At 73.3% G+C, this 22,038-nt stretch carries 17 protein-coding genes; 8 read left to right on the top strand and 9 right to left on the bottom strand.

Annotated features, from left to right (window positions below; all coding sequences use genetic code 11):
* Positions 1-137: 137 nt before the first annotated feature.
* On the bottom strand, positions 138-1,862 hold the full coding sequence (locus ASD90_RS21175; protein ID WP_235506851.1) for a helix-turn-helix domain-containing protein: 1,725 nt from the start codon (positions 1,860-1,862) through the stop codon (positions 138-140).
* Between the two features lie 121 nt (positions 1,863-1,983).
* Between ASD90_RS21175 and ASD90_RS21180 the strand changes: the two genes are divergently transcribed.
* The 8 genes from ASD90_RS21180 to ASD90_RS21215 all read left to right on the top strand — a co-directional run bounded on the left by ASD90_RS21180 (position 1,984) and on the right by ASD90_RS21215 (position 13,498).
* Positions 1,984-2,913, top strand: a complete 930-nt coding sequence (locus ASD90_RS21180; RefSeq protein WP_056760903.1) for a DUF2877 domain-containing protein — start codon at positions 1,984-1,986, stop codon at positions 2,911-2,913.
* Positions 2,906-5,890: a DUF1116 domain-containing protein gene (locus ASD90_RS21185; RefSeq protein WP_056760906.1), complete on the top strand. Its 2,985-nt coding sequence runs from the start codon at positions 2,906-2,908 to the stop codon at positions 5,888-5,890. Before ASD90_RS21180 ends, ASD90_RS21185 begins: the two co-directional genes overlap by 8 nt.
* Positions 5,891-6,029: 139 nt before the next feature.
* The gene (locus ASD90_RS21190) at positions 6,030-7,928 is read left to right on the top strand and encodes an ABC transporter ATP-binding protein (protein WP_056760909.1); all 1,899 of its coding nucleotides are present in this window, start codon (positions 6,030-6,032) and stop codon (positions 7,926-7,928) included.
* A complete protein-coding gene (locus tag ASD90_RS21195) occupies positions 7,925-9,934 on the top strand; it encodes an ABC transporter ATP-binding protein (protein WP_082588939.1) in 2,010 nt (669 codons plus the stop codon). The genes ASD90_RS21190 and ASD90_RS21195 overlap by 4 nt, the downstream gene beginning before the upstream one ends.
* Before the next feature lie 142 nt (positions 9,935-10,076).
* Complete coding sequence (locus ASD90_RS21200) at positions 10,077-11,336, top strand: NAD(P)/FAD-dependent oxidoreductase (RefSeq protein WP_056761182.1); 1,260 nt, start codon at positions 10,077-10,079, stop codon at positions 11,334-11,336.
* 34 nt (positions 11,337-11,370) lie between these two features.
* The gene (locus tag ASD90_RS21205; protein WP_056761185.1) at positions 11,371-12,225 is read left to right on the top strand and encodes a bifunctional methylenetetrahydrofolate dehydrogenase/methenyltetrahydrofolate cyclohydrolase; all 855 of its coding nucleotides are present in this window, start codon (positions 11,371-11,373) and stop codon (positions 12,223-12,225) included.
* Positions 12,226-12,234: 9 nt separating this feature from the next.
* Complete coding sequence (locus ASD90_RS21210; protein WP_056760912.1) at positions 12,235-12,555, top strand: DUF3017 domain-containing protein; 321 nt, start codon at positions 12,235-12,237, stop codon at positions 12,553-12,555.
* Between the two features lie 4 nt (positions 12,556-12,559).
* On the top strand, positions 12,560-13,498 hold the full coding sequence (locus tag ASD90_RS21215; protein WP_056760914.1) for a glycosyltransferase: 939 nt from the start codon (positions 12,560-12,562) through the stop codon (positions 13,496-13,498).
* Between the two features lie 70 nt (positions 13,499-13,568).
* Here the strand turns inward: ASD90_RS21215 and ASD90_RS21220 are convergent, their stop codons facing one another.
* From ASD90_RS21220 to rfbB, 8 genes are all read right to left on the bottom strand, one after another.
* Positions 13,569-14,558, bottom strand: coding sequence for a malate dehydrogenase (locus ASD90_RS21220; RefSeq protein ID WP_056760917.1), 990 nt, complete (start codon positions 14,556-14,558; stop codon positions 13,569-13,571).
* 172 nt (positions 14,559-14,730) lie between these two features.
* A complete protein-coding gene (locus tag ASD90_RS21225; protein ID WP_056760920.1) occupies positions 14,731-15,753 on the bottom strand; it encodes a rhamnan synthesis F family protein in 1,023 nt (340 codons plus the stop codon).
* 33 nt (positions 15,754-15,786) lie between these two features.
* A complete protein-coding gene (locus ASD90_RS21230) occupies positions 15,787-16,632 on the bottom strand; it encodes a hypothetical protein (protein ID WP_056760922.1) in 846 nt (281 codons plus the stop codon).
* A complete protein-coding gene (locus ASD90_RS21235) occupies positions 16,629-17,279 on the bottom strand; it encodes a SatD family protein (protein ID WP_235506852.1) in 651 nt (216 codons plus the stop codon). The genes ASD90_RS21230 and ASD90_RS21235 overlap by 4 nt, the downstream gene beginning before the upstream one ends.
* A gap of 21 nt (positions 17,280-17,300) precedes the next feature.
* The gene (aqpZ, locus tag ASD90_RS21240) at positions 17,301-18,143 is read right to left on the bottom strand and encodes an aquaporin Z (RefSeq protein WP_056760927.1); all 843 of its coding nucleotides are present in this window, start codon (positions 18,141-18,143) and stop codon (positions 17,301-17,303) included.
* 118 nt (positions 18,144-18,261) lie between these two features.
* A complete protein-coding gene (locus tag ASD90_RS21245; RefSeq protein ID WP_056760929.1) occupies positions 18,262-19,998 on the bottom strand; it encodes a hypothetical protein in 1,737 nt (578 codons plus the stop codon).
* 140 nt (positions 19,999-20,138) lie between these two features.
* Positions 20,139-20,996 (bottom strand): dTDP-4-dehydrorhamnose reductase, encoded by an 858-nt coding sequence (gene rfbD / locus ASD90_RS21250; RefSeq protein ID WP_056760931.1) that lies wholly within the window; start codon positions 20,994-20,996, stop codon positions 20,139-20,141.
* Positions 20,993-22,006 (bottom strand): dTDP-glucose 4,6-dehydratase, encoded by a 1,014-nt coding sequence (gene rfbB / locus ASD90_RS21255; RefSeq protein ID WP_056760934.1) that lies wholly within the window; start codon positions 22,004-22,006, stop codon positions 20,993-20,995. The genes rfbD and rfbB overlap by 4 nt, the downstream gene beginning before the upstream one ends.
* Positions 22,007-22,038: the final 32 nt, after the last annotated feature.

The raw sequence follows: 22,038 nt of genomic DNA on the forward strand, positions 1-22,038 counted from the left end.
ACCCTCCGATCGTCACGGGATCGCTGCGGCCGCCGCGGCGCGCGTCCACAGGGTCGAGGCGCGTGAAAGGTCACACCCCTGGGCGGGGGTGCGAGTTTCCACGGACCGCGCGACACGGCATACGGAGGCGGTCGGCGTCAGATGCCGCGCATCTGGTGGATCTTGAGCGCGAGGGCGAGGGTCAGGCGCAGGTCGGGGTCGGTCGTGAACGGGCCGAGGATCTTCTCGAGCTTTCCGATGCGGTAACGCAGGGTGTTGTAGTGGAAGAAGAGCAGGCGAGCTGTCTCGGCGACGTTCATGTTGGTGTCGATGAGGATGCTCAGGGTCTGGCGGAGGCCGGCGTACTCCGGTGAGTCGTCAGTGGCCAGCTCGCGCAGCGACTCGGTGACGAAGCGCCGCAGGTCCGCACCGTCGGGGATGAGGGCCAGCAGGCGGTAGATGCCGAGGCCGTCGACATGGGTGGTGGCGCCGTCGCCGTGCATCTGGCGGCCCACGGTGACGGCCGAGAGGGCCTCGTCGTACGCCTGGGGCAGGCCGGCGACCGAGGTGATGGGTCGTGAGACGCCGGCCGAGAAGCTGCGTCGACCACCCCCGCCGTCGCCCCGGACGACGCGGACGTACTCGCCGACGATCCGCATCACCTGCTCGGTCTCAGCGCCGGACGGCACGCCGATGAGCGCCACGACCTCCCGGCTGAACCCCATGACGGGCGACCGCGAGTCGCGCACGGCCACGGCGTGCGTCCAGGCACGGGCGAACCGCTGCTGGAGGAAGCGCACCTCGTCGGCGTCGCGGGTCGAGCGGTCGTCGTCCTCGTCGGTCTCGGCCACGACGACGACCATGGGCCGGTCGATGTCCCAGCCGAGCGAGCTCGCGTGGGCGACGGCGTCGACCGGGGAGCCGGCGCGTCCGGCCAGGGCGTCGCGGAGGAACTCGGCGCGGTACTTGCTCTCGACGGCCGAGACGGCCTGGTCCTTGGTGATGGCGAGCGCGGCGACCGTCGCGGCGCGCTCGAGCAGGCGCACGTCGTCGACGGTCAGGTGGCGGTGGCTGCAGAAGGCCATGAGCACGCCGTGGTCGAGGTGCCCGGCGACGATGCGTACGGCCGAGCGGTTGGCGGTCGGGCCGTCGGGGCGTGGCCCCATCGGCTCGGCCTCGGTGAGCAGGCGCCCCGTCCGGTCGAAGCACTCGAGCGACAGGGCGTGGTCGAGCTCGCGCGGCGACCCGGCGCGCGCGATGACGCGGCCGTCGGTCGTCGTCACCATCGCCGCGCCGTCGAGGAAGCCGACGACCTGCTCGCAGAGGTCGTCGAGCGAGCCGCCGGCGAGGACGATCTGCACGAGGGCACGGTCGGCGTCCTCGAGCCGGCGCAGGATCGCGGTCTGGTGCTCGAGCATCGCGCTCAGCACGTCGGTGGTGAAGGTCGCGATGTGGTCGAGCGGGACCTCGATGAGCGGCAGACCGGTGGACTCGGCGGCCTTGACGAGGGCCGCCAGGGGCTTGCCCGACAGCCCGGACACGACGAGCCCCGCGGCACCGGCCGCGTCGAGGGCCGCCACGGTGCGGCCGAGCGAGCGGGTGTCTCCGTCCTGCTCCGCGAGGGCCGCGGCGTCGGCGAGCACGAGCCGATGGGTCAGCCGCACCGCACCGCCGTCGCGCAGGGCGGACCGGAGCGGCGTCGTGCTGTCGACGCTGACGTCGAGGCGGGCTGCGTCGGCGCGGACGACCCCGTGGGCCGTCGCGGCGAGGCCGGCGATGAGCCGCAGCGAGATGCCGGACACCTCGGGCTCGGCCTCGCCGGAGCGCCCCGCGGCTGTCAAGTCACCCTCGGGGAGGGCCGGATCGTTGGCAACTTTCACCATGAGCGCACCCTACCCACCGTCGATAGCGTCGCGTCAGCGGTCCGCGGCGGGCGGTCCGCGACGGAGCCCGTCCGGCCGGGACGGCACGGCGGCGGTCTGACGGCTGGAGGTGCGCGCGGGCATGGACGACGGTCTCGACCTGACGCTGCTGCCGGCCGCCGTGTCCCCGCTCGTGGCCGGCGAGGTGGCCGGTGCCCCGCGGCGCTGCCGGGTGCTCGCAGCCTTCCCGACGTGCCTCTATCTCGACCTCGGTGCGCACGAGCGGGTGCTCGCCGTCCTCGCCTCCGATGCCGTCGCGCTGCCCATCGGCATCCGACTGGCGCTGCCGTCGACCGAGGTCCGTTGGGGCGTCGAGCCCGGCACCCAGGTCGTCGTCGGGGAGGGACGCGTCCGCCTGCCTCGCGCCGACGTCGTCGCGGCTCGGCTGCTGCGACCGGCGCGGGTGCGTCCCGCCCCTCGCGGATCCACCTCCTCCGAGGCCCTGCCCGAGCCCGGAGTGCTCGGTGACCTCGCCCACGACCTCACCGCAGCGGCGCTCGCGGGGCGTTCGGCCGGGCCCGGCGTGCGTGGCCTGGTCGGCGTCGGGCGGGGGCTCACCCCGAGCGGCGACGACGCGCTCTGCGGCGTCCTGCTCACCCTGGCCGCGGTCGACGCGCCGTCGTCGCGCCGCGCCCTGTCGGCCGTGCGGACCGCCGTCCGCGGTGCGCTGCCCCGGACGACGAGCCTCTCGGCCGCGCTCCTCGTCGCGGCGGGGGCCGGGTATGCCGTCCCGGACGTCGCATGTCTCGTGACCCTCGTCGCCGGGGCCGGGTCGACCGGCCGGAACGACGGGCCGGAAACGGCCGCCACAGCAGGTTCCGGTGGTTCGGTCCGGCCCGTCGGACCATCGCCCGGCCACGCCGACATCACCGCGCTCGTCGACCGCGTGCTCGGCATCGGGCACACGTCCGGTCGCGACCTCCTGTCCGGTGTCAGCGGCGCCCTCCGTGCCGTCGACGCCCAGCACACCGCCCCACGACCCGAACCCCACGAAGGAGCCCACCGTGGCTGACCACGTCGAGCTGAGAACCGGCGCCTACCTCGACTCCGTGACCCTCATGCAGGTCTCACGCACCGTCGCCGCAGCCCCCGGGGTCGAGGCCGCACAGGTCGCGATGGCCACCGAGCTCAACCTCGAGGTCATCCGCGGCATGGGCTTCGACGTGCCCGCGTCGGCGCCGAACGACCTCGTGGTCGCGATCCGCGGTGACGAGGCCGGCATCGCCGCCGGGCAGTCGGCGCTGGAGGCAGCGCTCGCCCAGAGTCGTTCTGCCGCAGGCGCTTCGGCTGGCTTCGGCGAAGCCCCCGCTGCACGGACGCTCGGCGGTGCGATCCGCCTGTCGGGCGCCGACCTCGCCCTCGTCTCGGTGCCCGGCGAGCACGCCGTCACGGAGGCGCTCGACGCCGTCCGCGCCGGGGTGTCCGTCATGGTCTTCTCGGACAACGTCCCGGTCGAGGACGAGGTGCGCCTCAAGAACGCTGCCGCTGCCGCCGATGTGCTCGTCATGGGCCCCGACTGCGGCACGGCCGTCGTCGGCGGCGTCGCGCTCGGCTTCGCCAACGTCGTGCGGTCGGGGTCGGTCGGCCTCGTCGCGGCCTCCGGCACGGGCGCCCAGCAGGTCATGTGCCTGCTCGACGCCGCCGGGGTCGGGATCAGCCACTGCCTCGGCGTCGGCGGCCGTGACCTGTCGTCCGAGGTCGCCGCCCGCTCGACGAAGCAGGCGCTCGCCGCCCTCGCCGCCGACCCGGAGACGACGTCGGTCGTCGTCGTCTCCAAGCCTCCGGCACCCGAGGTGCTCGCCGACCTCGAGGCGTATGCCGCCGGGCTGGGCAAGTCGGTGCACTGGGCCACGCTCGGGGCGGGTCGACCCGACCTCACCGCAGCCGTCGAGTCGGTGCTGTCCGCCGTCGGCGCTGCGGTGCCGGAGTGGCCGACGTGGTCCGCGGTCGGGTCCGACCACGACGCGGCCGCGTCGACCGGGTCGCTGCGCGGGCTCTTCTGCGGCGGCACGCTCGCCGACGAGGCGATGCTCGTCGCAGGCGAGGCGCTCGGCGACATCCGCTCCAACATCCCGCTGCGACCCGACCTCGCCCTGGGCGCCGACCTGCGCGACCCCGGCCACGTCGTCGTCGACTTCGGGGACGACACGATGACCCGCGGACGTGCGCACCCGATGATCGACCCGTCGCTGCGCCTCGACCGGATCGCCCTCGAGGCGGCCGACCCCACGTGCGGCGTGCTCCTCCTCGACCTCGTCCTCGGCCACGGGGCCCACGCCGACCCGGCGCCCGAGCTCGCCGCAGCCGTGCGCAACGCCCGCGAGACCGCGGCGGCAGCAGGCCGCGACCTGCACGTCGTCGTCTCGGTCACCGGCACGACCTCGGACCCGCAGGGGCTCGAGCGGTCGGCGCAGGCCCTCGCCGAGGCCGGTGCCGACGTCCTGCTGTCCAACGCCGCCGCCACACGCCGGGCCTTGCACCTGCTCGGCCACGACGTCCCCGCGCCCGAGAGCGCGACGGGCGACACGGCATACGCCACCCTGGCCGGGCCGGCCTCGGATGCGGCAGCCGAGCCGCTCCACGGACTTCTCACGAGCGAGGTCTCGGTCGCGGCCGCGGGTGTCTCGCTCTTCTCGGACGCCCTTCGCGCACAGGCGGTCTCGGTGACGGAGGCCTCGTGGCAGCCGCCGATGGCAGGCACGACGGCCGACCTCGGTCGCGTCCTTGCCGACTCGCGTCGTGACGAAGCCAACGCCGAGGCGCTGCGTCGCATGACCGCCGCGGGCGCCGACCTCGTCGACGTCCGCCCCGCCCACGAGGCGCTGGGGCTCGAGCGCGGCACCTTCCTGCACGCCGGACCGCCGATCACCTTCGACCGGGCGTCGGGGCCGCTCAAGGGCGCACTCATCGGCGCCATGCTCTTCGAGGGCCTCGCCGACACGGCCGAGGAGGCCGAGGCGAAGCTCGAGCAGGGCGACGGCATCACCCTCGAGCCGTGCCACCACCGCGACGCCGTCGGACCCATGGCCGGCGTCATCAGCCCGTCGATGTGGGTCTACGAGCTGCGCGACGAGGTGCACGACAACACGTCGTGGTGCTCGCTCAACGAAGGGCTCGGGAAGGTGCTGCGCTACGGCGCCTACGGTCCCGAGGTCATCGAGCGCCTCCGGTGGATGAACACCGTGCTCGGGCCGATCCTCCAGCAGGCCGTCCGGGCGCGCGTCGACCAGCAGGGCTCCATCGACGTCAAGGGGATCATCGCCCAGATGCTCCAGATGGGCGACGAGGGCCACAACCGCAACCGCGCCGGCTCGCTCATGCTGCTGCGCGAGCTGCTCCCGACGATGATCACGGCCGACGCGTCGTCCGCCGACATCGCCGAGGCCGTGCGCTTCTCTGGGGCCAACGAGCACTTCTTCCTCAACCTCGGCATGCCGGCCTGCAAGCTGAGCACCCTTGCCGCGCATGGCATCCCGGGGTCGTCGGTCGTGACGACGATGGCGCGCAACGGCACCGACTTCGGCATCCGCGTGTCGGGGACCGGCGATGCATGGTTCACCGGTCCGGCCAACACGCCCGAGGGGCTCTTCCTGGGGTCCTACGGCCCGGACGACGCGAACCCCGACATCGGAGACTCGGCGATCACCGAGACGGCCGGCATCGGCGGCTTCGCGATGGCCGCCGCACCCGCGATCGTGAAGTTCGTCGGCGGCGACGTGCCGTTCGCGCTGCGGGCGACGCAGACGATGTACGAGATCACGGTGGGGGAGCACACGGCCTACCAGGTGCCGATCCTCGAGTTCCGCGGCACGCCCACGGGCATCGACGTCGCCGCCGTGGCGCGGACCGGAATCCTGCCCCAGATCAACACCGGCATGGCCGGCCGGGTCGCGGGCACGGGCCAGGTCGGTGCGGGTCTCGTGACCCCGCCCGAGCAGTGCTTCACGCAGGCCCTCGCCGCGCTCGCGTCGGCTGCCGGTCGGGGCTGACCGGCGCACCCTCCCGAACTCGGGTCGCGCGGTCGTCGTCGGCCGCGCGGCCCGGCCCTCGCTCCGGATCGGGCAGGCATCTGCCGAGGGAGAAAAGAAGTGGGTCGGTGTCGGTGCGCCGACCTAGGGTGGACAGGCCATGCGAGACTTTCCGCCCCAGATCCGGGCCTACACCGACCGAGGCGCCGAGGCGCCCGACACCCGCTCGCCGCGGGCCTTCCTCTGGTGGATGGTGCGGCAGAACGGCGTGCTGTTCTGGGCCGGGCTGCTCGCCGCCCTCGTCTGGATGGTGCCGCAGACCGTGGGCCCGTGGATGGTGGGCAAGGCCATCGACACCGGCATCGTCGCCGGCGACCCGGCCGCCACGATGCAGTGGGTGCTGGCGCTGGCCGTCGTGACGCTCTTCGGGGCGTGCAGCGGCATCATCTTTCACACGATCATCGTCCGCGAGTGGCTCATCGCGCTCTACGGCACGACGAAGCTCGTCACGCGCAAGGCGCTCCAGCTCGGGCACGTCCTGACGCGGCGCACGCCGACGGGTGAGGTGCTCTCCGTCTCGGGCAGCGACGGCGACCAGTTCGGCGCCCTCATGGAGATCAGCACGCGCGCCATCTCGCAGCTCGCGGCCTACCTCGTCGTGGCCGCGATCGTGCTCGGCACCTCGGTGCGCATGGGCGTCCTCGTGCTCGTCTCCGCCCCTCTGCTCGTGGTCCTCGGCACGCCGCTGCTGCGACCGATGCAGCGCTGGCAGGGCGTCGAGCGCTCGCGCAACTCCGAGCTCACGTCGATGGCGACCGACATCGTCGGCGGGCTGCGCATCCTGCGTGGCATCGGCGGCGAGGAGACCTTCGGCGGCAACTACGCCGGCCAGTCCCAGCGCGTGCGCCAGTCCGGCGTCTCCGCCGGTCGCTGGCTCGCGGCGGTCGAGTCCGTCGGCGTGCTGCTCTCGGGTGGTTTCGTCGTCGCCTTGATGTGGCTCGGCACGCGCGAGGTCGCCCAGGGTCAGCTCACCGTGGGCCAGCTCGTCAGCTTCCTCGGCTACGGCCTCTTCCTCATCCAGCCCATGCGCACCTTCGTCGAGTTCGCCCAGAAGTGGACCCGTTCGGTCGTCTCGGCGCGCAAGGCCGTCGCCGTGCTGTCGCAACGCCCACCGTGGGTGCATCCCGACGAGCCGGCCGTCCTCGACACGAGTGCCGAGATCGTCGACGGCGAGTCCGGGGCGACCATCCGCCCGGGCATCCTCACCATGGTCGTCTCGGCCGTGCCCGACGACTCCGCGGCGCTCGCCGACCGGATCGGCCGCTACCTGCACAGCGACGAGGGCGCCCTCGTCAGTGACGAGATCCCCGAGGAGCTCAAGGGCCGGGCGGCCCGACGCGAGCGCTCCGCACGCACCCGGGCCCGCGAGGAGCAGGCCCGGCGCGACGAGGAGCGTGCTCGCCAGCCGTGGGGCGTGACCGTCGGTGGCATCGACCTGTCGCGCGTGGAGCTCGACGACGTACGCCGACACATCCTCGTCAGCGACACCTCGCCCCAGGTGTTCGCGGGGAGCCTGCGCTCTGCCGTCGACCCGCTCGGCCGGCTGACGCGCGAGCAGGCCGAGCTGGCACTGCACACCGCCGCTGCCGACGACGTCTTCGACGCCCTCCCGGGCGGGTGGCAGGGCGAGCTCGAGGAGCGCGGCCGCGGACTGTCCGGCGGGCAGCGCCAGCGACTCGTGCTCATGCGCGCCCTCGCCGCCGACCCTGACGTCCTCGTGCTCGTCGAGCCCACCTCGGCCGTCGACGCCCACACCGAGGCCCGCATCGCCGGCCGCCTCGGCGCCCACCGGGCCGGTCGCACCACCGTCGTCATGACGGCGTCACCGCTGCTGCTCCACCACGCCGACGAGGTCATCCTCCTCGAGGGGGGTGTGGCGACCGCCCACGGACGGCACGCCGACCTGCTGGCCGACTCGCCGGCATACCGCTCCGTCGTCGTGCGCGGCGGCGACGCCGGCCCGTCCGTCCTCTCCCACCTCGCCGAGGAGTCCCGATGAGCCGCGCCGACAGCACGGTCGCGACGGACGCCGCTGGCGTCACGCGCGCCGAGTGGGTCTCGCCGCTGCCCGAGCAGCTCGCGGCCGAGTCCGCCCGCACGTGGGAGTCCGGCAGCCACGCGCCCGCGGTGCCCGAGGAGCTGCGCCCGTCCGAGTCCGCCTCGCCGGGTGAGCGCATCAGCGCGCTGCACCGACGCCATCTGCTGCGCGAGCGGCGGGCCCAGGAGTTCGTCGCCGACACGATGAACGCCCGCACCGGCCTGCCCATCGCCGACAACGCGCGCGTCGTGCGCTTCATCGGCGGGCTCCTGTCGCAGGAGCGCGTCCTCGTCGTCGCCGTCATCCTCGCCAACGCCCTGGCCGCGACCGCCGGCCTGCTCGTCCCGCGCCTGCTCGGAGAGCTCGTCGACTCGACGGTCGCCGACGTCGAGGCGGGCCGGGTCGACGCCGCCCTGGCCGGGGCCAACTCCGCGGCCCTCGTCGTCGCCGGGCTCGTCGTCGTGCAGAGCGCGTTCACGTTCGCGGCCAAGATGTCCTCGACGGTGCTCGGCCAGAGCGTCCTCGCGACGGCGCGCGAGTACGTCGTGCGCGCCATCCTGCGGCTGCCGCTCTCCCGCGTCGAGAGCGCGAGCTCCGGCGACCTCGTCACGCGCGTCACCCGCGACGTCGGCACGATGAGCGAGAGCGTGCGCTGGGCGCTGCCCGAGGCCATCATCGCGAGCATCACCGTCGTCCTGACGCTCGTGGCCATGGTGAGCAACTCGCCGATCCTGTCGCTGCCCTCGATCGTCCTCATGGCGCTCGCCCTCTTCCAGGTGCGCCGCTACCTCGGCCGCGCCCCGAAGGGCTACCTCACCGAGGGCGGCACCTACTCGCGCATCAACACCACGCTCACCGAGACGGTCGAGGGCGCTCGCACCGTCGAGGCGCTGGGTCTCACGGGTCACCGTCTGCACCGCGGCGACGACGACATCGAGGTGTCCGGCCAGGCCGAGCGCTACACGATGACCCTGCGCAACCTGCTCTTCGCGGTCATGGACGTCGCCTTCAGCCTGCCGCGCGTGCTCGTGCTGCTGCTCGGCGCCATCGGGTACGCCCAGGGCTGGGCCACGCTCGGACAGATCACCACGGCGATCCTCTACACGGAGGCGCTGTGGGGGCCGTTCGACATGCTCGTCCACACCGTCGACCGCGTGCAGGTCGGCATCGCGTCGACGACCCGCCTGCTCGGCATCGCGACCGTGCCACCCGACCGCGAGGCCGGAGACGGCCGACCGGCCGGACCCGAGCTCGTCGGCACCGACCTGCGCTACGCCTACCGCACCGGCCACGACGTGCTGCACGGCATCGACCTCGACCTGAGCACGGGGGAGCGCCTCGCCATCGTCGGCCCCAGCGGCTCCGGCAAGTCGACCCTGGGCCGGCTGCTGTCCGGCATCCACGGGCCGCGCACGGGATCGGTCACGGTCGGCGGCGTCGAGCTCACCTCGCTACCCCTCGACCAGCTGCGCACCGAGGTCGCCCTCGTGACGCAGGAGCACCACGTCTTCATCGGGTCCGTGCGCGACAACGTCGTGCTGGCGCGCGAGGGCTCGACCGACGACGAGGTCCGCGAAGCGCTGCGGGCGGTCGACGCCCTCGACTGGGTCGAGCGGCTGCCCGAGGGGCTCGACACGAAGCTCGGATCGGGCCACCAAGTGCTGACGCCCGGACGGGCGCAGCAGATCGCCCTGGCCCGGCTCATCCTCGCCGACCCGCACACGATCGTCCTCGACGAGGCGACCTCGCTCATCGACCCGCGCACGGCCCGTCACCTCGAGGGCTCGATGAACGCCCTGCTGACGGGGCGCACCGTCGTCGCGATCGCGCACCGTCTGCACACGGCGCACGATGCCGACCGCATCGCGGTCGTCATCGGCGGTCGCGTCGCCGAGCTCGGCAGCCACGACGAGCTCGTCGATCAGGACGGTGAGTACGCCGCCCTCTGGCGCGCGTGGACCTCCTGACTCCGTTCCGCCTCGCGGGGCGTGAGCGCTCCGCCCCATCTCGAGTGGGACGGAGCGCTCACTCGAGCGGGGCGGCGCGCTCACTCGAGTGGGGAACGCCACGGGTCTCGACGGGCACGGACTCGCGTGTGAGGGTGTGGTCATGACCACTGACACGACCGGACAGCAGGGGCGCACGGCATACGTCATCGTCGGTGGCGGGCTCGCCGCGGCGAAGGCGATCGAGGGCATCCGCGAGAGCGACACCGACGGGGCGATCGTCCTCGTGACAGAGGAGGACCGGTTGCCCTACGAGCGACCGCCGCTGTCGAAGGCCGTGCTCAAGGGCGAGGACGAGATGGACACGGCGTTCACGCACGACCGCGACTGGTACACCGAGCAGGGCGTCGAGCTGCGCCTCGGCAACCCGGCCACGTCGCTCGACGCCGAGCAGCATGCCCTGACCCTCGCCGACGGCGACCGGCTCTCCTACGAGCGCCTCCTCATCGCGACCGGCTCCTCGGCGCGCGCCCTCGACGCGCCGGGTGCGGACCTCGACGGCGTGCTCTACCTCCGCGAGATGCAGGAGTCGGAGGCGCTCAAGGCCCGCCTCACCGACGGGGCGCACATCGTCATCGTCGGTGCCGGGTGGATCGGCCTCGAGGTCGCCGCAGCAGCGCGCGAGGCGGGCTGCACGGTCACCGTCATCGAGCCGCAGGCCGCGCCACTCCTCGGCGTCATGGGCGAGCAGGTCGGTGGCTGGTTCGCGCAGCTGCACCGGGGCCACGGGGTCGAGTTCCGGTTCGGCGAAGGCGTCGAGCGCATCGAGGGCGAGACCTCGGTGACCGGCGTCGTCACGAAGTCCGGTGACACGGTGCCCGCCGACGCCGTCGTCGTCGGGGTCGGCATCACCCCGAACACCGGTCTCGCCGAGGGCGCCGGCATCGACACCGCCAACGGCATCACGACCGACGAGGCCCTCCGCACGTCGGCGGAGGGCGTCTGGGCGGCCGGCGACGTCGCCAGCTGGCGCTCGACGGCGCTCGATGCCTTCGTCCGGGTCGAGCACTGGGCCAACGCCCTCGACGGCGGCCTCGCGGCCGGCCGGTCGATGGCCGGCCAGGACGTCACCTACGACCCCATCCCGTTCTTCTTCTCCGACCAGTACGACATCGGACTCGAGTACGCCGGCTACGTCCCCCGTGGGTCCGACGCCGAGGTGCTCCTGCGCGGCGAGCCGTCGAGCAACGAGTTCATGGCCTTCTGGGTCGTGCCCGAGGGCGACGGCGTGCGCGTGCTCGCGGGCATGCACGTCAACGTCTGGGACACCATCGACGACGTCCAGCGCCTCGTGCGCGACCGCACGGTCGTCGACCGCGACCGCCTGGCCGACCCGGGCGTCGCCCTTGCCGACCTGACGTGACCGACCCGCGGGTCGGGGTGGCAGGATGTCCACCGTGACGGCACAGATCCTCGACGGCAAGGCCACCCTCAAGGCGATCAAGGTCGAGCTGACCCAGCGGGTCGCTCGCCTCCGCGAGCAGGGGGTCGTGCCCGGACTCGGCACCGTCCTCGTCGGCGACGACCCGGGGAGCCACTGGTACGTCAACGCCAAGCACAAGGACTGCGCCGAGATCGGCATCACGAGCCTGCGCCGCGACCTGCCGGCCACCGCGACCCAGGCCGAGGTCGAGGCCGTCATCGACGAGCTCAACGCCGACCCCAGCTGCACCGGCTTCCTCGTCCAGCAGCCGACCGGCCTCGACGAGATGGCGCTGCTCTCGCGCGTCGACCCCACCAAGGACGTCGACGGACTGCACCCGATGAACCTCGGCTGGCTCGCCCTCGGCAAGCCGGCCCCGCTCCCGTGCACGCCGATGGGCTGCATCGAGCTGCTCCGGCGCCACGACGTGCCGATCGCCGGTGCCAAGGTCGTCATCATCGGCCGCGGCCTCACCGTGGGACGCCCGCTCGGACTGATCCTCACCCGCAAGAGCGAGAACGCCACCGTGACGCTCTGCCACACCGGCACGAAGGACCTCGCCGCCGAGGTGCGCCAGGCCGACATCGTCATCGCCGCGGCCGGCGTGCCGGGCATCGTCACCAAGGCCATGGTCAAGCCCGGCGCCGCGGTGCTCGACGTCGGTGTCAGCCGCGTCGACGGCAAGATCGCCGGCGACGTCGCGCTCGACGTCGCCGAGGTCGCCGGCTGGGTCAGCCCCAACCCGGGTGGCGTCGGCCCCATGACCCGGGCCCTGCTGCTCACCAACATCGTGGAGGCGGCCGAGTCCTCGGTCGCGTCCGGCGCCTGAGCGGCCCTGATGCAGTGGCGGGGTAGCGGCTTCGTCGTCCTCAGCTGGTGGTACCTCGTCGCAGGCCTGGCCGCCGTCGGGGTCCTCGTCATGGCCTTCCTCGACGTCCGCTGGGGCGGGCGCATCATGGCCGGGGCGTTCTTCATCGGCGCCCTGATCCGGGTCGTGGCGAGGCCCTCGCGCAAGGCGGGCGGCCTCAACGTCCGCTCCCGCACCCTCGACGTCGTCATCCTGCTGACCCTCGGGATCGGGGTGCTCATCGCCTCGGCCACCGTCAACGTCCGGGCCGACGTCCCCGACCGCACGTCCGTCGGCCGCAGCGCCCGCTGAGCGCATGTCCGTGCCGAGCGCCCAGCCGCAGGAGTTCGAGCACTACCTCCTGACGCGCTTCAGCGCGGCCTTCTCGCCCGGGGTCCCGGCGCAGGAGGAGTGGCTGCGCTACCGCCTCGGCTTCTTCGTCGATGCCTGCTGGTCGTCGGTGCGCGGCCAGCAGGGCGCGGAGTTCACGTGGCTCGTCCTCTTCGACGACCGCTGCAGCGACGACTTCCGCGCCGACGTCGAGGCCCTCGCCGAGGGCACCTTCACCCCGGTGTGGAGCCACGAGCGCTGGAGTCCGTCGATCTTCGGCCGCGCGATCGCGGAGCGCAGCCCGGCCGCGTCGGCACCCCCCTGGTTGCTGACGACCCGACTCGACAGCGACGACGCGATCGCCCGGGGCTTCATGGCGGCAGCCCAGCGCGAGTTCACGCCCACGCACGGACTCTTCGTCGACTTCCCGCGTGGCATCCAGATCGACCGGAGCGGCGCGACCTACCTCTACGACCAGCTCTCGAGTCCCTTCCTGACGCTCGTCGAGCAACGCCAGCCGGGGTCACGACCGAGCACCGTGTATGCCGCCCGGCACGCCCGCGCGCGCCAGTGGGGGCCCGTGCGGGAGGTGAGCGCGCCGCCCATGTGGGTGCAGGTCATCCACGGCACCAACCTGCTCAACATGACCGTCGGTGCACGCGTCTCGCCGCGCGTCGTCAACGAGCGCTTCGACCTCGAGCTCGTCTACGACCGCGACGTGCCGGGCCTGAACCTGTTGCGGCAGAAGGCTGTCCACCGCGCGGGGCTCATGCGCCTGTGGGTGCAGCACCCGGGCGAGGCGACGAAGTGGGCCGAGGCGAAGTACTGGCGGCTGCGGGGCACGCACGTGCGGCCGCAAGGCACGACGCCCCCGCTGACCGAGCTGGTCAAGGCCGGGGTCGCCCGGCTCGGCTGGCGTCGCTGACCCGGGCACACGGCATACGCGAAGGGCGCCGCCCACCTCGTGGTGGACGGCGCCCTCTGTCGGGGGTGGCTCAGATGAGGCCGAGACCCTTGACCGCGTCGCGCTCCTCGGCGAGCTCGGCGACCGAGGCGTCGATCTTGCCGCGCGAGAAGTCGTCGATGTCGAGGCCCTGGACGATGCTCCACCGGCCGTCCTCGACCGTGACGGGGAAGGAGGAGATGAGACCCTCCTGCACGCCGTAGGAGCCGTCGGAGCGGACGGCCATCGAGACCCAGTCGCCGTCGGGCGTGCCCTGCACCCAGGTGCGGGCGTGGTCGATGGTTGCGGAGGCGGCCGACGCGGCCGAGCTCGCGCCGCGGGCCTCGATGATCGCCGCGCCGCGCTTGGCGACGGTCGGGATGAAGGTGCCGGCCAGCCAGTCCTGGTCACCGACGGCCTCGGCGGCGTTGCGGCCACCGACCTCGGCGTGGAAGAGGTCGGGGTACTGCGTTGCCGAGTGGTTGCCCCAGATCGTCATCTTCGTGATCTCGGTGACCGGCACGCCGAGCTTGGCGGCGAGCTGGCTGATCGCGCGGTTGTGGTCGAGGCGCGTCAGGGCCGAGAAGCGCTCGGTCGGGATGTCGGGGGCGTTGCTCATCGCGATGAGGGCGTTGGTGTTGGCCGGGTTGCCGGTGACCGTGATGCGGATGTCGTCGGCCGCGACCGCGTTGAGCGCCTTGCCCTGCGGGGCGAAGATGCCGCCGTTGGCCTCGAGGAGGTCACCGCGCTCCATGCCCGGGCCGCGGGGACGGGCGCCGACGAGGAGGGCGTGGTTGACGTCGTCGAAGACCTTCGTCGCGTCGTCGCCGATCTGGACGCCGGCGAGGGTCGGGAAGGCGCAGTCGTCGAGCTCCATGACGACACCCTCGAGCGCCTTGAGCGCGGGGGTGATCTCGAGCAGGCGCAGCTCCACCGGGGTGTCGGGCCCGAGCAGGGCACCGCTCGCGATGCGGAACAGGAGGCTGTAGCCGATCTGGCCGGCGGCGCCGGTGACGGCGACCTTGACAGGGGTAGTGCTCACAGGAAGGCCCTTCACATCGGTGTGGCGCTGGACGCTCCGACGCTATCAGTGCGTCCGTGCTCAGCCGGACGGGCGCCCGCGCTCACGAGCGACCCGCCGGCACGCGTACGCGAGTGGCGTGACGACGATCACCCCGCAGGCCTACTGACGGACTACAGGCGGGCGTATGCCGTCACGCCGGGTCGGCGCCGGGAGCGCGGTCGCGACCGCGGCGGGCCCTCGCGGTCGCCTTGTCGGCTTCCGCGTCCTTGGCGGCCTGGGTGGCTTCCCGGTACCACTGCGGCAGCGGCTCGGCCCGGCGCGCCCGAACCGCGACCTCGCCGCCGTCGCAGTCGTACTGCTGTCGTCCGAGCAGCTCGGGCAGCACGGTCATCGCGCGCTCGAGGGCGTGGGCGAGCGTGCCGTCCTTCGGGGTCGGCTCACGGACGAAGCCGAGGGTGTCGGGGTGCAGGAGCGGGCGGATGGCGTCGAGGCGGGCCCAGAACATCGTCCCGGCGAAGAAGCCCAGCTCCCTCGGGTCGTCGAGCAGGGCGAGCGCCTCGGACGACACCGCGGGCTCCACGAGACGCCGCACGGTCTCGGCGTTGCCGGCCCAGTAGGTGGAGAGGGCGAAGTAGCTGCCGCGCGGCCCGATGACCCCGGTGTCGGGACGGTGCAGGACCTCGACGAGCTGCGCGAGGACGACGGGGTCGGTGGGGACGAGCTCCTCGACCATCTGGTCGCGCCAGACGTCGCCGGCACCGAAGTGGAGCGACCGCTTGGCGTGGATCTTGAGGGTGGCGACGTAGCCGCGGTCGGCCAGGTGCTCGGCGACGACGAGGAAGGGGAGGACATCACGCCCTCGGTTGGGCACCGTCACGCACCGGGTGCCCGGCAGCTCCGCCTCGATGTCGGGGGCGAGGTGGGCGTGCTGGCGGGGGAGGGTGACGTAGAGGTCGACCCCGGCGGATGCGAGGCGCTCGAGGGAGGGCACGAGGGCGGGCCACACGTCGGCGTAGTAGAGGTGCAGGACGGCTGCCGTCTCGCCGGTCGGCACGCCACGGCGGCGGTCGTGGCGGTCGTGGCGGGCGAGCTGATGCCGGGCGCGTCGCATCGTCAGCACGTCCCGGAGGTCGACGCCCCGCGCACGGAGGTGGCGCCGCACGGGGCGGAGGCGTCGGTGGACCCGACGGACGAGCGACGTCGGGTGGGGCATGGGTCTCCTGCGTGTTGCCGGTGTGGGAGGGGCTCAGACGGTGAGGGCGAGGGAGCCGAGCGCGATGAGCCAGCTGACGAAGCTGCCGACGAGGAAGTACTCGGTGACGTCGTCGATGCCGGCGGGGCCGCCCGGGTAGGAGCCGTTCGCGCCGGTGGCCCCGCCGCCGGCCGAGCGGGCGGCGGCCTGGATCTCGGGGAAGCGGAGGAGGCCCTTGGCGGCGATGACGAGACCGGCCGCGCCGAACTCTCCGGCCACGCCGAGGCCGAGGATGACGAGGCGCTCCATGGGCCCGAGCAGTCGGCCGCCCTTGAGCCGGTCGGCGGGCTGCCCGCCGGTCGGGGGAGCCGCGCGCCCCGCGAGGGAGGCGGCAGCCGCGGCAGCGGCGTGGGCGTCGGTGACGTCGGACGGACGCAGGGCGCCGATGGTCAGCAGCACGAGCCGCACGATGACGTTGGCTGTCGCGATGTTGAAGAGGACGAGCCCGGTGAGCAGCAGCACCCGGCCCACCGGCAGCGGGCCGCTGCCGGGCAGGTCGGCCCAGCCGAGCCAGGTGGCGAGCACTCCACCCGCCGGTGACGCCGCTCCCGAGAAGGCGACCAGACCGACGACGATGCCGGCGAAGACGGCGAGCGGCGCGAGCGAGGTGCGGCCCGTCATCTGGGTGCGACGTGAGAGCTCGGCCCACCCGGCGCCGGCGGCTGCGGCGAGGACGAGCGCGACCAGGTCGGCCCAGCCGTGCATCCCGGCCAGCAGGGCCAGGGCGAGGATGACGACCGGTGCGGCCACGTGCCCGACGACGCGGCCCGGTCGCCACGACGTCGACCGGACGACGTCGCCGACGCCGATGCCGGCGAGGGCGATCGAGAGCCACGTCACGGGAGCTCGCCCAGGGCCGTCATGGCCTCGAGCGCGACGCCGATACCGTCGCGCCGGACGCGCTGCGACACGGCGGACGGGCTGATGCCGACCTGGTCGGCGACGTCCTGCTGCGCATGGCCGTGCATGAGTCCTCCGAGGATCTCGCGTGAGGTGGTCGACATGGAGCCAACCATGAAGTCCAGACAGTCGAGCGCGGCCCGCACCGCAGCGACGGTGGCCGGCGGCTCGTCTGGTGCGAGGTATGCCGTGCGCGACGTGCGCGTCTGCGCTCGCTGCGCACGGTCCTCCGCCAGGGTGATGGCCTCGCGGGCGGCCCAGTACGCGGGCCCGTCGTGGATGCCGCGGACGGGGTCGAGCGTCGAGACCGCCCCGCGCCCCAGTCCGAAGCGGACGTCGGCCCGGGGGAAGAGCTCGGTGCGGACGACGAAGCTGGCCCGCAGGGCCGCTCCCAGGGTGGGGTAGACGCCCTGGAACTCGTCGCCGACCGTGATGACGGCAGGCTCCTCGATCGGCACCTCGGTGTTGGCCCGGGCGACGGCGGCCTCGAAGGTGTCGTGCAGGGCCTGGCGCTCGCGGTGCGTGCGCGACTCGACGATGTCCCCGATGAGCGCCACGGGTGAAGGTGTGTCCTTCAGATCTGACATGTGAAGATCATATCTTCATATTCAGGAAATAGAGCGCTGACCTTCATCGGAGTCCACGTCGAGCACCGGACGGCCCTCGTCGTCGACGGCGGCGTTCTCGGCCAGGTCGGTCGAGCCGCTGATGTCCATGTCGTCGCGGCGCTCGCCGGTGATCCACGCGAAGGTGCTGCCCGCGATGAGGCCGCCCACGATCGGCGCGACCCAGAAGGCCCACAGCTGCCCCGGGGCCCCGTTGCCGTTGAAGAAGGCGACGGCCGTCGAGCGGGCCGGGTTGATCGACGCGTTGCTGATCGGGATGGCGACGAGGTGCGCGAGGAGCAGGCCGAAGCCGATCGCGAGCGGGGCGAAGCCCTTGGGGGCGTCGTCCTTGGTCGCGCCGAGGATGATGTAGACGAAGAAGGCGGTGACGAGAGCCTCGACGATGAGCACGCCGCCGAGCGCGAACCCGCCGGGGGAGTGGACGCCGAAGCCGTTGGCCGCGAGGTTGCCCGTGACGGGACGGCCCGTCGAGGACAGCAGCCCGGCGAGCGCCCCGCCGGCCAGCAGGCCGCCGACGAGCTGGGCGCCGACGTAGGCCGGCACCTCTCGCCACTCGAAGCGCTTCGCGACGGCGATGCCGATCGTCACGGCCGGGTTGAAGTGCGCCCCGGAGACGTGCCCCACGGCATACGCCATCGTCGTGACCGCCAGGCCGAAGGCGATGGCGACACCGAGGTGGCCGATGCCGTAGTCGATGACCTGTCCGTCGAGGGTCCGGGCGACGAACTTCGCGTCGAAGATGGCCGAGCCGCAGCCGATGAAGACGAGCCAGAAGGTCCCGAGCGCCTCGACCGCGAGGCGTGAGCTCATCTTGGGGGTGTACATCGGGCTCCTCCAGCAGGGACGTCGAGGCCGAACCACACGGGACGCTCCCGGTGCTCGCAGCGTAGTGGACCCTCCCGGTCCCACCGGGGGATGCGACGGGCGCCCGGCGCGTACGCCGTCAGCGCCGCTCGAGCACCGTGCCCACGCCCGGGACCACCCGCTGGACGGGGTATGCCGTCGCGAGCCACGCGCGCAGCGGGTCGCGTCCCGCCCACGCGGCGGCGCCCCCGGCCCGCGCGTCCGCCGCCGCCGTGACGACCACGACGTCCGGGGTGCGTCCGGTCCGCGCGAACCAGTCGAGGACCCACCGGTTGGCTGCCCCGTGGTCCTCGAGCCACACCGACGGGGTCGCCATCGGGCCGTTCGCCGCCAGGTAGCCGCCGGAGGCGCCGAGCAGCAGCACGGGACGCCCTCCCCGGGTCAGGTCGGCGACCGTGGTCGACAGGGCGGTGATCCCGGAGGCCCGGTCGGCGGTGGTGACCAGCCCCGCCCACGGTCCCGTCGCGATCCGGGTGTCCACCCGGAGCGAGCCGGGCTCGTCGAACGGGAGGGAGAGCAGCCCGAGAGCCATCGCGACCGCGGGGAGCGCGGCCAGTGCGCGGATCGCTCGCGACCGGGGCTCCGTGACGAGCAGACCGGCCACCGTCGACCACTGGACGACGAGGACGAGCAGGAGCCCGCCGAGGGCCGCGCCGTGCACGGAGTACCGCGGGCCGGAGTTGGTGGTGGCGGCGACGACGGTCGCGGCCACAAGCGCGGGCAGGGCGGCAGCGACGAGGTCGCCGATGTCCCCGCGGCGACGCGACCAGTGCAGCTCGGCCAGGACGGGCAGTAGGAGGATGACGACGAGGAGGGACTCGAGGGCGGCCACGGTGTTGCCGAACCACAGCTGCGGCAGGTAACCGAGCGCGGCCGCGACGGTCACCGCGGTGGCCCACGCGACGCCGCCCGCGCTGGCACCGACCCGGACCGCGCGCCACTCCCGGCGGACGCACCCGGCCGCGGTCAGCCCGAGGCAGGCGAGCAGCGGCCAGTAGAGCGGGAACCGCACCATCTCGTACGTCCCGACCGCCCGCCCCAGCCGCCCGAGCGGCGACAGCCCGTCACCGCGGACCTCCAGCAGGTAGCGCACCGTGTCCGCGACCGGCGTGGGTCCGGCCACGAGCAGCACCCACGCGGCGGCCACCGCGACGAGGCCTCCGCTCGTCGCCAGGGCCACGACCCGGGGACGGGTGCCCTGCACCCGTACGACTCCGACGGTGAGGGCAAGGGCGAACGCCGGTGCCAGCTGAGGGCTCGAGACGACGCCCATGGCGGTCGCCACCCCGAGGACGGCCGCCCACGCGGACGATCGCCTCTCCCGGAGGGCGATTCCGGCGGCCGCCGCGAGGACGAGGGCGAGCACCGGCACGGAGCTGTAGCTGATGAGCGGCAGCTGGTACGGCAGGCCGAGGAGCGCCGCGACGGTGGCGACGGCGGCGGGACCCGCGGCATACCTCGTGCGCAGCGCGCGTGCCGTCACCACTGCGACGACCGCGGCGAGCGCGACGAACCAGACGCGGGACGCGAGCACGATGCCCGTCGTCCCGACCGCGTGGTCCCACGCCCAGACGAAGGGCACGGCGAGGAACGCGCCCGTCGCCTGCAGGTTCATCTCGTCGCCCAGGGCCGAGTCGCCGCGGGAGAGGCGCAGGGCCAGCGCGACGACGTGGCCGTCGTCCTCCGCGCTCGCCCCGAGCGTCAGCCGCCACGCGAGCACGAGCGCCAGGACGATGGTGCCGGCCACCACCAACACGCGGCCGGGGCGCCGGGGCGCGCCGACGGCCTCGTCGTCGGTCTGGGTGCGCGTGGACACTGGCCCATGATGACGGGTCGGAGTGCCCAGGGAGCCCAAGCCGTGTCGTGTCCTCGACGTCCCGGGCCAGGAGTGCCCGACGGCTCCCGCACGACCGGCCCAGTCCGACGCACGTGCTGGGGGTTCGACCCCTGGTGCGCTCAAGCGTCCAGGTGCGTCCTCAGGCCCTCGCGCCAGTCGCCGATCGCCGCGATGCCCGCCATCTCGAGGCTGTGGTGCGAGAGCACGCTCCACGCCGGCCGGGGAGCCGGCCGCGGGAAGGCGTCCGTCGTCGTCGGGAGGACGCGCTCGGGGTCGAGCCCGCTCAGCTCGAAGACGGCCCGCGCCAGCCCGAACCACGTCGTCTGCCCGGTAGCTGTGCCGTGGTGGATCCCGTATGCCGTGTCGCCGGCGACCAGACGCACGATGAGGTCGGCGAGGTCGAGCGTCCACGTCGGCTGGCCCACCTGGTCGTCGACGACCGAGACGGTCTCGCGCTCACCGGCGAGGCGCAACATCGTGGACACGAAGCTGGGCCCGCCGGCCCCGTAGAGCCACGCCGTGCGCACGACCCACGACTCCCGGCACAGGGCGCGCACCGCCCACTCGCCCGCGGCCTTGGTGCGGCCGTAGGCCGAGCCCGGCGCGACGGGGTGGTCGACGGCATACGGCTCGGTGGCCGTGCCGTCGAAGACGTAGTCGGTCGACACCTGCACGAGGCGCGCCCCCGCTCGCGAGCACGCCCGCGCCACGTTGGCGGCGCCGACCGCGTTGACGGCGAAGGCAGCCGGCTCGTCGGTCTCGGCGGCGTCGACGGCTGTGTAGGCGGCGGCGTTGACGACGAGATCGTGCCCGTCGACCGCGGCCACGCACTGGGAGGCGTCGGTGACGTCGAGGTCGTCACGGCCGAGTGCCGTCACGACCCAGCCGGCCCGGCGCAGTGCGGGGACGAGGTCGTGCCCGAGCATGCCGCCCGCCCCGGCGACGAGCGCACGCCCGGCGCCGGCCGATGCGGTCATCGCCCGAGCCTCGCGTAGGTGCGCTCGGACTCGACCTTGGCGGCCTCCCACCAGTCGCGGTGCGCGGTGTACCACTCGATCGTCGCCTCGAGTCCCGCGCGCACGTCGCCGTAGCGCGGCTTCCAGTCGGTCTCCAGGCGCAGCTTCGTCGCGTCGATGGCGTAGCGCAGGTCGTGACCCGGCCGGTCGTCGACGTGCTCGAACCAGTCGTCCGGCTTGCCCATGAGCTCGAGGACCATCCCGACGATCTCGAGGTTGTTGCGCTCGCCGTCGGCGCCGATGAGGTAGGTCTCGCCGAGGCGGCCCTGCTCGAGGATCGCGATGACGGCGTCGTTGTGGTCGTCGACGTGGATCCAGTCGCGCACGTTGAGCCCGGACCCGTAGACCTTGGGCCGGATGCCGTCGAGGACGTTCGTGACCTGACGCGGGATGAACTTCTCGACGTGCTGGCGGGGGCCGTAGTTGTTGGAGCAGTTCGACACGGTGGCACGGATGCCGAAGGAGCGGATCCAGGCGCGGACGAGCAGGTCGGCGCCGGCCTTGGTGGCGGAGTAGGGGGACGACGGGTTGACCGGGGTCTTCTCGGTGAACCGCTCGTGGTCGTCGAGCTTGAGGTCGCCGTAGACCTCGTCGGTCGAGATGTGGTGCAGCCGCTTCTCGTGCCGGCGGATCGCCTCGAGGAGCGTGAAGGTGCCGACGAGGTTGCTCTCCACGAAGGGCCACGGCGAGTCGAGGCTGTTGTCGTTGTGCGACTCGGCCGCGAAGTGCACGACGACGTCGTGGTCGGCGACGAGCCGGTCGACGAGCGGTGCGTCGGCGACGGAGCCCTCGACGAGCTCGACCGAGCCGTCCCCACCGAGGTCGGCGAGGACCGGCGCGAGCGAGCGGCGGTTGGCGGCATACGTCATCGAGTCGATGACGGTCAGCGTCCAGTCGGGCCGCACCGCGCGGGCGCGCAGGACGAAGTTCGAGCCGATGAACCCGGCTCCGCCGGTGACCAGGACGCGCATGAGGCGAGGGTAACGAAGCCTCGGCAGCTCCA

It is taken from the genome of Terrabacter sp. Root181, from assembly GCF_001428505.1.
In the GTDB taxonomy this organism is placed as follows: Bacteria; Actinomycetota; Actinomycetes; order Actinomycetales; family Dermatophilaceae; genus Terrabacter.